We start from the raw sequence: 12,403 nt of genomic DNA, 5'->3' as shown, positions 1-12,403 counted from the left end.
TGGCAGACTGCCGCCTGTGGATTATCTAGACATTCTTTAAAGGTAACGCATGAACAGCAAGATCCGGCACATCCACATGGTGGGCATTGGCGGCGCGGGTATGAGCGGCATTGCCGAGGTACTGCTCAATCTCAAATACGAAATTTCCGGTTCGGATATGAGCGATTCTGCCGTTGTCCGGCATCTGCGCAGCCTGGGTGCGCGTATTGCGGTCGGGCATGCGGCAGAAAATGTGGGAGACGTGCAGGTGCTGGTCAAGTCCACAGCCATCAGCGATGATAATCCCGAGCTTGTGGAGGCTCGCAAGCGCAATATCGCCATTATCCCCCGCGCTGAAATGCTGGCCGAGCTTATGCGTCTGCGCCAGGGCATTGCCATTGCGGGTACGCACGGCAAAACCACGACCACATCGCTTACTGCCTCGATTTTTGATGAAGCCGGTCTTGATCCCACTGTCATCATCGGCGGGCGTCTTAATGTTTACGGGGCCAATGCCCATCTTGGGCATGGGGAATACCTGATTGCCGAGGCCGACGAATCTGACGGATCGTTTCTTTGCCTGTTGCCCATCATCAACGTGGTGACAAACGTGGACGAGGACCATCTGGACCATTACAAAACGCGGGAAGCCATAAACAGTGCCTTTGTGCAGTTCATGAACAATGTGCCGTTCTACGGCCTGAACATTGTTTGTGGAGATGATCCCGGCGTGCTGGAACTTTTGCCGCAGGTAAAACGTCCGGTGCTTACCTATGGCTTTGCCGAGGATAACGCCCTGCGCGCTGTGCCACTGGAAAGCGGTCGGATCAGCCGCTTTCAGGTTTGGCTGCATGATGAAAAACTGGGCGAAGTCAGTCTGCCGCAGCCGGGTCGCCACAATATCCTCAATGCACTTGCCTCTATCGGTGCAGCCATGGAGGTGGGTATCAGCTTTGAAAAGTGTGCCGCGGGCCTGTGTGGATTCAAGGGTGTGGGGCGTCGCTTTGAATTCAAGGGCGAAAAACAGGGAGTTACTGTGGTGGACGACTACGGCCATCATCCTGCTGAAATCGCCGCGACCCTTGCCACTGCCCGCCAGGTTTTCGAAGGGCGGCGTATCGTGGCGGCGTTTCAGCCGCACCGCTTCAGCCGCACCGAAGCCCATTTTGGAGAGTTTTGCAAGGTTTTCAACAATGTTGACCAGTTGCTGCTGACGGAAATTTATGCAGCCTCTGAAAATCCCATCCCCGGTGTTTCGGGGCAAAGTCTTGCGCAGGGGATTCGCCAGGTATCCTCAACGCCTGTGGAATATTTTCAGACGCTGGATGACCTTGCCCGGGCATTGCCGGATATTCTGCAGGAAGGGGATGTGTTGCTGACCCTGGGGGCGGGCAACATCACCCGTTTGGGGCCGACATGGCTGGAAGGGCTTGATCATGCGTGAAATCGCTTCGCCACAACTCGCCCAGCGTACAACGCTGCACCTTGGCGGGACAGCAATTGCAGAGCTGATTCTTGAAGGCCCCGAGGATATAGTTCCATTATCGCGCCGTTTGCGCGCTTTGGGAGGAACCCCGGTCGTTTTGGGGGCCGGAAGCAATATTCTGGCCCAGGATGGCGACCTGCCCCTGGTTCTGATACGGCCGCTCTTTATGCAGGGACCAGAGGTGATTGGTGAAAAAGAGGGCAGGGTGCTTGTGCGCGCCGGAGCGGGAATGCCCCTGCCGAGGCTCTTGCGTTTTTGCGCGGAGCAGGGCTTGGCAGGGCTTGAAGGGCTTGTGGGCATACCGGGTACCGTTGGTGGGGCCGTAGCTATGAATGCGGGCTCATTTGGTGTTGAAGTATGCGAAAAAATTGAAAATTTACAAATAGTTGATGCCGATGGAGTACGCGCTGTTGCATCCTGCGCGCTACAGTATGCCTACCGCAGCCTGTGTATTGATGAGAAAAAGAATGATTTTATCGTCTTGGAAGCCACATTTGGCTTGACCAGAGCAGCGAGGGATGGCATCACTAATCGCATGCGTCACAACTTTTTTGAGAAAAAGTCTAAACAACCTGTGACGGCCTGGAGCGCTGGCTGCGTATTCAAAAATCCCTCTGCGGAACTGCCTGCCGGCAAACTTCTTGATCAGGCGGGATTCAAAGGAAAAAAAATGGGCGGCATGGCCTTTTCAACCCTGCACGCCAACTTCATGATTAATGAGGGCAGAGGCAGCGCAAAAGCGGCCCTGGCCTTGTTGCAAGAGGCAAGAGAAACTGTGCGGGAACGGTTCGGTGTCGTGCTTGAGCCCGAAGTCAGGATTATTCCATGCCTCTTTCCTTGAAAAAAAGCGCCCGCAGGTCCCGCAACGCGTATACGCGCGCCACTGTGACGGGCAAAGGCAAAAAAAACGCAAAGTTTCGTATGCCAGCCTTTATGGCTGTGATTTTAAGCAAGCTGCGCGGGTTGGGCGGACTGAAAAGCCTGGTTGCCGTTACTGTGCTGCTGATTGGCCTGGGGGCCGTGCTTTCCGGTGTGTGCTTTGCATCGTTGTGGCTGTACAACAAGGCCATAACCAGCGATTTTTTTATCACCCGTCATGTGGATGTGGCCGGAAACGTTCGTCTTTCACGCGATATGGTGCTGCAATACGGCGATCTTAAAGAGGGCGACAACAGCTTGGCCGTCAGCATCGCCAAAGTAGAGCGCAATCTGCGTCAGACCCCCTGGGTAGAGGAAGTTTCGGTAAAACGCCTTTTGCCCGACAGATTTGTGATAAAGCTGAAGGAGCGGATGCCCTCCTTCTGGGTGCACAAGGAAGGTACCCTGTATTATGCCAATGAGCGCGGTATGATTATCGCGCCAGTGGAAAGCAAGAACTTCCTGTCGCTCCCCACCTTGCGGGTGGAACCTGGGGCCGAAGACGCCATCCCCTTTCTCGCCCGCCTGATGAAAGACATCCAGAACGGTATACTGCCAGTGGAGGCAGGAGCTATTGCCTCCATTACCCTGAGTCCAGGCAGAGGCCTTGAAGTGTACCTGGAAGACAGGGAGATGCGCCTTTCCATCGCGACTGATGATTGGGAAGGCAACCTGGCCCGGCTGGGAGTGACTTTGGGCGATCTGGCCCGGAGACATGAACTGCGCAATGTGCGTGAAGTTCGGGCAGTTAACGGCAATGTATGGGTTTTGCTTAATCAGGCCGTGCATAACTGATGCGGCGTGAATTATACGAGTGTGAAGAACAGGCGTTTTTAGGAGAATGGCATGAATAAGTCCGAGCTCATCGTCGGTCTCGACATCGGCACCACAAAAATCTGTGCGGTGGTGGGTGAACTTACTGAGTCGGGCCTTGTTGATGTGGTGGGCATCGGCACCAGCGTTTCTACCGGCCTTCGCAAAGGCGTGGTGGTTAATATTGAACAGACCGTGCAGTCCATACGCAAGGCTGTGGAAGATGCCGAACTCATGGCGGGCTGCGAAATCCACTCCGTCTACGTGGGTATTGCGGGCAGCCACATCATGGGCATCAACAGTCACGGCGTTATTGCCGTCAAGGGCGGCGAAGTCGCGCAAAGAGACATTGAGCGCGCACTGGATGCCGCCAGAGCCGTGGCTATTCCCGCTGACCGCGAGGTTATCCACATCCTGCCGCAGGAATATATCGTTGATAACCAGCGCGGCATTGCCGACCCTCTGGGCATGGCCGGTGTACGCCTTGAAGTAAAGGTTCATATTGTTACCGGAGCGGTGTCTTCGGCGCAGAATATCGTACGTTCCTGCCACCGTAGCCAGCTTGAAGTGTCTGATATAGCTCTTGAGTCTCTGGCTTCGGCCAAGGCCGTACTTACTGAGGAAGAGCGCGAAATCGGCGTGGCGTTGGTAGATCTTGGCGGCGGCACCACTGATATCGCTGTTTTTGCCAATGATGCCATCAAGCATACGGCCGTTCTGGCCCTGGGTGGACAAAACCTTTCCAACGACATCGCTTTTGGCCTGCGCACCCCCATTGCCTCGGCTGAAAAGATCAAGCTCAAGTATGGCTGCGCACTGGCCGACCTTGTCAGGCATGATGAATTTATCGAAGTTCCCAGTGTGGGCGGGCGTGAGCCACGCCGTCTGTCGCGTCAGGTACTTGCTGAAATTTGCGAGCCGCGCATGGAGGAAATCCTCTATCTTGTGGACCAGACACTGGTGCGCTCGGGCTACAAGGACATGATCGGCGCAGGGGTTGTGCTCACCGGCGGCACGGCCCTTATGGAAGGCTGCCAGGAACTGGGCGAACAGATTTTCAACCTTCCCACGCGAATCGGGTATCCACGCAATGTGGGCGGCCTCAAGGATGTGGTGAATAGTCCCAAATTTTCCACAGCAGTGGGTTTATTGCGCTACGGTGCAGAGAAAGAAGTTTCCGGCCAAAAAAAGTTCACCACCAGAAGTGAGAGCGGCGTCTTTGATGGCGTGCTGGCTCGCATGAAGAAGTGGTTTGCTGATATTTCTTAAACAAACGACCTCAAACGGGCATTTGAGGACAGGGTAAAACAGGAGAGGAACCTATGTCTCAGTCGATCGTGGACGATATTGACACGTCTTTGTCCAGCAACGCTAAAATCAAGGTTATAGGCGTTGGCGGCGGCGGCGGTAATGCGGTGCAGAACATGATAGCCTCCGGTCTGCGCGGTGTGCAGTTTGTCTGCGCCAACACAGACGTGCAGGCCCTGGCCAAGAATGGCGCTTCTGTAAAAGTGCAGATGGGTGAAAAGCTCACCAAGGGCCTTGGCGCGGGCGCAAACCCTGCTGTCGGTCGTGAAGCCGCGGTGGAAAGCGTCAATGCCATTCGTGAAGCCATCGGCGATGCAGACATGGTTTTTGTTACTGCCGGCATGGGCGGCGGTACCGGTACAGGCGCTGCGCCGGTAGTGGCCCAGGCTGCCAAGGAAATGGGCGCGCTCACAGTGGGCGTGGTCACCAAGCCGTTCAGCTTTGAAGGCGCCAAGCGCAAGCGTGCCGCTGAAGCCGGGCTTGAAGACTTTAAGCAGCACGTGGACTGCCTTATCACCATTCCCAATGACCGCCTGCTGGCTTTTGCCCCCAAAAAAGCTCCTTTTGCTGAAATGCTGCAGAAAGCCAACGACGTGCTTTACTATGCCGTCAAAGGCATTTCGGATGTGATCGTGGGCGACGGTCTTATCAACCTGGACTTCGCGGACGTGCGCACAACCATGTCTGAGGCGGGGCTGGCTCTTATGGGAACGGGCATCGCCTCTGGCGAAAATCGCGCCCGGGAGGCTGCTCAGCGTGCCATCATGAGTCCCCTGCTCGAAGATGTGTCACTGGAAAGCGCCAAAGCTGTGCTTTACAATATCACCGCTCCTGAAGACATTACGGCTGAAGAAATCGCAGAGATCGGCGACATCATCAGCGATGCCACACCCGAAGACTCCAACATCATTTTTGGTGTTGTGTTTGATGACAATATCGGCGATGAGATCCGGCTTACCGTCATTGCTACCGGTATTGAGGCTCCTCAGGTCATTCAGAGCCAACAACCGCAGGCTGCCACTGTGACCAACTTCCGCAAGCCTGGTCCTGACGCCGTCATGGCCGAACCGCGCCGCATGGGCCGTCTGGCTCAGCAGCCCGCTGAAGAGCACGATATGGGTGAAGGGCGCCTGCCGCGCACGTCGCGCCGTTCTGAAGTAGAACGCTGGTATGACGAAAACAGCAACCGCCCGCCTTATCTGCTCAAGCGTGAAGTCGTCAACCAGGGCGCTCGCCGTCGTGCACATAACCCCGGCCAGGAAGACTTTACGTACGATGAGGATGATTTCGAAATTCCTACCTTTATCCGTACGCAGGCCGACTAGGCAGTCGACCTGTCCGATATAAGATTTTCAGGGCTTGCCTCTTCGGCCCTGAAATGCCCGCCGGGAGGCCCATGGGGGGCCTCCCAGTGCGGGGCGTTACGCTCCGCTGATGTCCGTGAAACCTGGGTTTTGCGGGCTTTTTCTTTGCCTTGCAGTCCGCTGTAGTCCGTTGAGTTCCGTTGACAGCCATGACATTTTTGGGGCAACTATTGGGGCAACAGATAACGGTTACGGCAGGAGTTGCCCCAAATGGCGATGACAGAGAAACAAATCAAGGCGATCCAGCCAGAAGGCAAGATTCGGCGCTATACCGATGGACGTGGGCTATATTTGGAAGTGTCTCCAAAAGGTGGCAAATGGTGGCGTTTTAAATATCAGTTCGATAGCAAGGAAAAGCGCATAAGCCTTGGAGTTTATCCATCCGTTTCACTGAAAGAGGCCCGTGAAGCTGCTCAGGCGGCCAGGGAGCTTTTGCGTAATGGGGTTGATCCATCAGCTGCTAAGCGGTCTCCTGCACCTCAGGCTGTATTATCATTTCAGAGCGTGGCAGAAGAATGGCTTCAGAAACAACTTGGTTTGTGGACAGACGCGCATACGGCCAAGACAAAGTCCCGCCTTACTGAAAAAATTTATCCATCTTTTGGCAGTATGCCCATTGCTGACGTCAGCCCAGGAGTTGTACTTTCCTTTTGTCGGCAGATTGAATTTTCCATCTCACCATATACAGCGCACGCCCTACATGGACTGGTCAGCCGTATTTTTCGGTTTGCGGTGGCTTGTGACTATGTACAGTCTGACCCTTGCCGTGATCTGCGTGGTGCCTTGGCCCCTTTCAAGGAAGCCAGAATGCCCGCGATCACAGACCCGGTAAAAGTAGGGGAGTTGGCTGTAAAAATTGATACATATGACGGGATGATCACAACTCGATGCGCGATGCAGTTGCTTTTGCTGTGCATGTGCCGGACGCAAGAAATAAGGGGTATGAGGTGGGCAGAAGTGGATTTTGAGGGCGGTGTGTGGCGGATCCCATCTGAGCGAATGAAGATGCAGCGTGAACATCTTGTCCCGCTGTCACGCCAAGCCTTGGAAGTGCTGGCACAGTTACGGCCCGTGACGGGGAAGTTTGAACTGGTCTTTCCCTCATATTGCCGTGGGCGCAAGGATACCCCCATGGGAAAGAATACGATTAATAATGCTCTGCGCACTATGGGCTATAAAGAAGGGGAAATCGTGGGGCATGGGTTCCGCTCAGCGGCGTCTACAATTCTGAACGAGCTTGGCTGGAATCCTGATGCTATCGAGGCACAGCTTGCGCATGCACCTGCAGACAGGGTGAGGGCGGCATACAACCGCGCCGCCTATCTGGACGAGAGGCGGCGCATGTTGCAAGCGTGGGCTGATCATCTGGACGCCCTCAAAGCGAAAGTTGCCCGGATTTGATATCTTCAATCACGCGCTCAACTGTGGAGGCAGGCCATGCCTTGGATCTTTTTGTGAGAGAAACTGGCGATGGGATTTTGCCTTCCTTTTTTGCTGCATAGAATTTTGATTTTTTTATACCCAGAAGCTCCATGAATTCAGGCGCCCGGATCAGGCGCTCCTGTCTTTCTTGATACATATACACTCTCCTTTGAAGGCCGTCCCGCTGCTGGGGGCGGGCATCATCACGCTAGATCCAAAAATATATCCGTCCCGGCCACATCGCAGCCGGGAGCAAGCTCCATCAGCAGGTAGCCCAACGACCATCCCGTGCGTTCAAGCCAGCCCCAGGGGCGTCCGATGGTGAAATCTGTGCAGCGCCGCCGGGCGTCCAAAAACATTGTGAAGCCCGTCCAGTATTGCGCCGACCAGCTTTTGAACATGTCCAAGCCGTTGCCTTCGCACATCATGAACTCGCCAAGTTTTTGGCTTATGGCGCGCATGTCGCGCTCTGTTCCGGCAGACGGCTTTTTCTTTTTCAGCAGGTCTTTAATGCACTCGCGCACCCATTTGCGGACTGTGGCAAGGCTGCCTGCCAGTTTGCTGCCGGGCTTGGCAATTTTGAGCAGGATGCCCAAGGCCGCCTCCATAACTGTGAGCGCCAGCAGGGTGTCACGGTGCTGGATGGCGTGGGGGATAGGTGCTGTCGTCATGATTCCCCCGGTTCTAGCGGCGTGGGGATGGGGCCAGCCCATTCAAAGCGCACCTTGCCCTGATTGATCTTTGGCAGAACCGTGGATATGGCCCAATCGTCATAATACGAAATTATGGGATACCCTTCAGATTTATCTATATCCATGCACCAATACCATCCCGCCACCTTCGGCGGCTCCGTGGTCCACGTCAGGGCGCTGGGCATGGAGTTCCAAGCGGCGATGGCGGATATTTCATCAGCAAAAACCCTAGGCCCGCTGACGCCACAGCTTGTGCAGAATGCTTGGTTGTATATTTCATGCGTTATTTCATCCTCTCCGGGACATAACCCGACGCTCAACGATGAGCAGATCGGGCACGGATTCAGTTCGGGCATGGTTATCCTCCAATTCGCAAGCACGCAGCGACAGCGATAATAAATAGTGACAGGCAAATAAATCTGATGCCCCATTTCGCCATAATCGGTTCATCAAGAAGCACACCACCAACACATAAAACAATGCCGGGAACAGTGAGGGCGATTAGTTCGGGCATGGCTGGGGCTCTTTATCATCACTTACTAATGACAATGTTTGCGCGTTGTAGTCTGCCCAAATAATTGCGCCGCACTTCTTGCACTCAATACGTTGTTTTGCGCAGATCGTTGTGGGCGGGAGTATTTCAGCGCTGCATGCACATATGATTTTCCAACGGTTTGTCCGCCCATCTCTGGACAGCCCCAAGTGCATAAGCTTCATTCTTCCCTCCCGTAGTGCGCAGCAATAATCGCGCAGCCTAATTCGTAGGCCATTTGTGGTTTCACCGCATTCCCTAGGGCTTTATTTCGGTGTGCCCCGTTGGGAACCCCATGACCGCTTCTGTAAGCTCTGGCGAGGGATACCGATGCCCGATCACCAGTGAGCAGAAATCCTGCCAGTTGTTCGTAAGGGCTTGTTTTTTTGTCACACCGCGGCGTGGTTTCAAGCGGCCCCCTTTGTAGTTGGCTGCCAAAGGTGTGGGCCAAAATCCAAACCCGTCCGCGTCTATCCTTGGAGTTGACGGCACAAGCTGGAATAAGCATGCCCCATGCGGAGTATCCAAGGGCCTCCAGGTCAGAAAGCACATCGTCGAGGCCCATCGTGACGTGCCCAGCAACGTTTTCAAACAGGCACCAAGTGGGCCTTTTAGCGGCAATGATCTGCTTAATGAACGGCCAGAGGTGGCGGTCATCTCTCTTGCCCTTGCGCTTCCCGGTAAGACTGAAAGGCTGGCAAGGGTATCCGCCGGCAATAAGGTCAACTGTCGAGAGGAGGTCCGGAGAGGCAGCGCATTCGCACACATCACGCCACCGTTGAACGTCTGGCCAGTTTTTTTCGAGAACCTTTGTGCAGAATTCATCTTTTTCCACCTGCCCTTTGCATTCCATCCCTGCCCATTCCAGCCCCATCGTGAAGCCCCCTATGCCTGCGCAGAGGTCTAGAAAGGTCATGCTACTCCCTCGCCCGCAGCCACGGCGCGGCGGGCGGCTTCTTGCTGCCAGCACTCCTTGGGATCGCCAGTACAATCAAAGCCATCGTCCGCAGTGTCTGTGCAGATGCACCAATCTGGCCGCATGTCCTCGTCGAGGTCTGCCCAGAACGCCAGGTACGGACAGCCATCCTCGGCCATAGACCCCGCCAGCCAATCGCGTTCCGCCCGCAGCCTGTCGCGCTCGGCTCTGAGCCGCGCGTCTTGCTTGTCCAGCGTTCGCAGCCGTTCCGCGAAAATCGCCATAGCCCCGCAGTTTTCAGGTGTCAGCCGAAAGTCTTCGGGATGGCGCACGGCGATGATGGTCAGGTTGCGACTGCGGGCCAGCGGGGTAACGGTGATGTCAGTCATGGGACGGCTCCAGGGGGCGGATGTTTTCGCGTTCAACGTAGATAACTTCCCACAAGCGCTTAATCACCACACAGATGGGGATGTCGTCGCTGCAATCATCCTCCATAAAAACTGCTGGCATCCATGCACCATCCACCTTCACCTCCACCTTGTCGCCCCACTTGTACTCATGCGGAGGTTTGGGCGGCTCGTAGGGGTCGCTGGTGCCGATGAGGTGCGCTGTTTCGGTGGTGTAGGGCAGGACTTCGGGATATTTAACCCCGCTTGCAAGCATATGCGCGTTGGTGAATCCGGGGCATGAATAACCGTAAAAGTCAGGTTTCCACACGCCGTAAACGTCCCGCACCAGAACCCTATCAAACGGTTCAAATTTGTGTTTGCTCATAAATTATGGCCCGCCTACGAACCGGGCGGGCGCGGGTTGGGGGTTGCTACCGTGATTCACCACACAATTTCAGGCGACACCATCCAGATGCCGCCTGTCGTATGGGGTGAGGGAGGGGGCTAGGCGATGACGTTCAGGCCGGGCACAGCCGCTTCGAGGAATGTTTTGATGTTCTTCATGGCTTCGCCACGCCAAGCGCCGCCGTCAGCCTCGACCAGCATGAATTCCATGCCGTCGTCGTCGCGGGCGCGAAAGACGAACTTGCTGGCAGGCTGTTCAACTTCAACGAAGGTGCGGTACGGGCGCAGTGTGACAGGGTTGGGGAGCACCACGTTTTCCACGCTGGCAATGCCTTTCTTAGCCTGCACGGTTTGGGAAACGCCATCGTCAGCCATGCCGGTTTCAACAGTCGTTTTGACGTTGGCGACGTATTTGAGGACAATCCCACGGTCAGTACCTTGCTTCACGGGGTCTTCCGAATCAGCGAAGCAGGATTGCAGCAGGATGTTGAACGTTTCGGCGTCCAGGTATTTGTTAAGCGGAATTTGAAGTTGGTGAAGCTCTGCTGCGAGGAAGGCGGCACGGTCAGCAAAATCACCGAGCAGATTGGAATTGAGCGTGACCTTCGACGGGCTTTCAACATGGCAGAGCAGGCTGGACACGTTCAATCCGTCCACATTGGACTTAATGTAATCCACAAGCCCGGTGAGAGTGGACACAGTGAGCTTTGCGGGCGTCGGGGTGGATACTGCTACAACGTTTTTACTGGTGTAGGTGCGACCCTCTATTTCCAGCACGATGGGAGCGGCGTCACCACGAATGGCTTGGTAAAGTTCTTTCAACATTTCTTCTTCCTTTTTGATGGTTGGTTAATTGCTTGCAAATTTTGTAATTTTTCCAGGTATGGCCGATTCCGTGCCGGGCAAAATGCTTTGCATGGGGTTTTCACCGCTGGCCATTTCCGAAGCGCCGATTTCTCCGGTTTTGGGGTTTGCCCCGATGTAGATGCTGGTTTCAATGGGATTAGCCGGGCAAATCGTGGACGATGTGGCTACAATGACCTCTGCCATGTTGCGCTGTTCGTTGGGCTTGATGGTCATTTTGAGGGTGACGGTGCGGGCTTTTTTAGCTGGGGTATTTGGATCGGTAATGTTGGCTATGACCCGCGTCAGTTCGTCCTGAAACCGTTCTACGGCTCCGCCTTGGGACAGGGTAGAAACATTGAGTTCAATCATGTGGTGACTCCGTTGCGGTTATAAAAAATGCCCGCGACGCTATGGGAACGCCGCGGGCTTGTGGAGGGTAGGGAGGGGAAATTACGCGCGCGAGGGGCAACCGTCGCGTTCAGGGCAATAGAAACAGTCTTCATCGGGGACGGGCGCGTTATCCTTACGGGGGCAGGGGAAGGTGCTTTCGCCGGGGGCGGCATGGGCATGGGCTTGGGCTTTGCCTGCCTTGGATTTTGTCGGAGGTGTTTCATCCGGCACAGGTTCTTTCTGCGTAACCTCGCCCGTGGCCAAGTCGATCACTTCATCCTGCTTGCCCAGTGATTGCCTGATGCTATCGGTTGTAACGCTGTATGTGCCGTTTTCAGCAGGTTCAAGATCGAAGGTGTCTTTAACCTCTTCTGCAGTTTGCAGGCCCATAGCGATTTCAGGCGCGTAGGCCCTGACGAACCAGGCCGCAGCCCGGTAGCGCAACATCAATTCCGGCATTGTCTGCCACTTGCTGCCGTTCTTGCCGTACCAGCCCTCCTTTTTGGCAAGGCCGATAGTGATAAGCGGGCCTTCGAGCTTTTCCTTGGTCGCCAGTTCTGTGGCTACGGCCGTGCAACCCCATTCGTCTGTACCTTGCTTGCCCTGGAACTCATACCGGATGGCAGAAAACCGCCCGCACTGGTTCATGGTGGCGATAAGGAATTGCGCCGACCACGCTGGGCGGCCATGGACGATATAGAGATTCTGACAAACCATCAGGGGATTGGCTCCCATGCGCAGAGCCATATCCACGGCGATCACACAGTTCGGCAGATTATTTTGAAACTGCGTCGGCACGATATTAGAACTCGCGAACAGCTTCGCGGTGCGCTGGATAAGATCGAACCCGCCCACTGTATCGAACCCGGCACGGATGGCCGGATCAATGGGCTTGGCTGCTCCGCGTAATTCAGCGAGACTTGTTGTCTGTGCTTGTGACATA

Annotated in this window: 16 protein-coding genes; 6 read left to right on the top strand and 10 right to left on the bottom strand. The window is 55.2% G+C overall.

All coding sequences use genetic code 11. The features are described from left to right. Positions 1-49: 49 nt before the first annotated feature. From murC to ACZ495_RS05640, 6 genes are all read left to right on the top strand, one after another. Positions 50-1,423: a UDP-N-acetylmuramate--L-alanine ligase gene (gene murC / locus ACZ495_RS05665; protein ID WP_012624744.1), complete on the top strand. Its 1,374-nt coding sequence runs from the start codon at positions 50-52 to the stop codon at positions 1,421-1,423. Continuing rightward, positions 1,416-2,306 carry a UDP-N-acetylmuramate dehydrogenase gene (gene murB / locus ACZ495_RS05660; protein ID WP_012624745.1) on the top strand — a complete coding sequence of 297 codons (891 nt, stop codon included), beginning with the start codon at positions 1,416-1,418 and terminating at the stop codon, positions 2,304-2,306. Before murC ends, murB begins: the two co-directional genes overlap by 8 nt. Beyond that, complete coding sequence (locus ACZ495_RS05655) at positions 2,291-3,178, top strand: cell division protein FtsQ/DivIB (protein ID WP_012624746.1); 888 nt, start codon at positions 2,291-2,293, stop codon at positions 3,176-3,178. Before murB ends, ACZ495_RS05655 begins: the two co-directional genes overlap by 16 nt. Before the next feature lie 51 nt (positions 3,179-3,229). Continuing rightward, positions 3,230-4,465, top strand: coding sequence for a cell division protein FtsA (gene ftsA, locus ACZ495_RS05650; RefSeq protein WP_072311297.1), 1,236 nt, complete (start codon positions 3,230-3,232; stop codon positions 4,463-4,465). A 53-nt stretch (positions 4,466-4,518) separates the two neighbouring features. Continuing rightward, complete coding sequence (gene ftsZ / locus ACZ495_RS05645; protein ID WP_012624748.1) at positions 4,519-5,829, top strand: cell division protein FtsZ; 1,311 nt, start codon at positions 4,519-4,521, stop codon at positions 5,827-5,829. A gap of 249 nt (positions 5,830-6,078) precedes the next feature. Further along, complete coding sequence (locus tag ACZ495_RS05640; protein WP_407844471.1) at positions 6,079-7,269, top strand: tyrosine-type recombinase/integrase; 1,191 nt, start codon at positions 6,079-6,081, stop codon at positions 7,267-7,269. Here the strand turns inward: ACZ495_RS05640 and ACZ495_RS05635 are convergent. From ACZ495_RS05635 to ACZ495_RS05590, 10 genes are all read right to left on the bottom strand, one after another. Next, entirely contained in the window at positions 7,244-7,447 is a 204-nt protein-coding gene (locus tag ACZ495_RS05635; protein WP_072311295.1) for a helix-turn-helix transcriptional regulator, read from the bottom strand. The genes ACZ495_RS05640 and ACZ495_RS05635 overlap by 26 nt on opposite strands. A 46-nt stretch (positions 7,448-7,493) precedes the next feature. Continuing rightward, positions 7,494-7,961 carry a hypothetical protein gene (locus tag ACZ495_RS05630; protein WP_464262813.1) on the bottom strand — a complete coding sequence of 156 codons (468 nt, stop codon included), beginning with the start codon at positions 7,959-7,961 and terminating at the stop codon, positions 7,494-7,496. Further along, the gene (locus tag ACZ495_RS05625) at positions 7,958-8,338 is read right to left on the bottom strand and encodes a hypothetical protein (RefSeq protein ID WP_464262812.1); all 381 of its coding nucleotides are present in this window, start codon (positions 8,336-8,338) and stop codon (positions 7,958-7,960) included. The genes ACZ495_RS05630 and ACZ495_RS05625 overlap by 4 nt, the downstream gene beginning before the upstream one ends. Before the next feature lie 2 nt (positions 8,339-8,340). Beyond that, positions 8,341-8,496 (bottom strand): hypothetical protein, encoded by a 156-nt coding sequence (locus tag ACZ495_RS05620; RefSeq protein ID WP_407844468.1) that lies wholly within the window; start codon positions 8,494-8,496, stop codon positions 8,341-8,343. Between the two features lie 199 nt (positions 8,497-8,695). Further along, a complete protein-coding gene (locus tag ACZ495_RS05615) occupies positions 8,696-9,430 on the bottom strand; it encodes a DNA cytosine methyltransferase (RefSeq protein WP_464262811.1) in 735 nt (244 codons plus the stop codon). Next, positions 9,427-9,819, bottom strand: coding sequence for a hypothetical protein (locus ACZ495_RS05610; RefSeq protein WP_464262810.1), 393 nt, complete (start codon positions 9,817-9,819; stop codon positions 9,427-9,429). Before ACZ495_RS05610 ends, ACZ495_RS05615 begins: the two co-directional genes overlap by 4 nt. Beyond that, positions 9,812-10,204, bottom strand: coding sequence for a hypothetical protein (locus tag ACZ495_RS05605; RefSeq protein ID WP_464262809.1), 393 nt, complete (start codon positions 10,202-10,204; stop codon positions 9,812-9,814). Before ACZ495_RS05605 ends, ACZ495_RS05610 begins: the two co-directional genes overlap by 8 nt. Before the next feature lie 119 nt (positions 10,205-10,323). After that, positions 10,324-11,049 (bottom strand): hypothetical protein, encoded by a 726-nt coding sequence (locus ACZ495_RS05600; protein WP_464262808.1) that lies wholly within the window; start codon positions 11,047-11,049, stop codon positions 10,324-10,326. Between the two features lie 24 nt (positions 11,050-11,073). Then, positions 11,074-11,439, bottom strand: coding sequence for a hypothetical protein (locus ACZ495_RS05595; RefSeq protein WP_464262807.1), 366 nt, complete (start codon positions 11,437-11,439; stop codon positions 11,074-11,076). Positions 11,440-11,520: 81 nt separating this feature from the next. Beyond that, positions 11,521-12,402, bottom strand: coding sequence for a hypothetical protein (locus tag ACZ495_RS05590; protein ID WP_464262806.1), 882 nt, complete (start codon positions 12,400-12,402; stop codon positions 11,521-11,523). Between the last annotated feature and the right edge of the window lies 1 nt (position 12,403).

This window comes from Desulfovibrio sp. GTC20076 (assembly GCF_055385905.1).
This window is presented reverse-complemented; position numbering and strand designations above follow the sequence as displayed.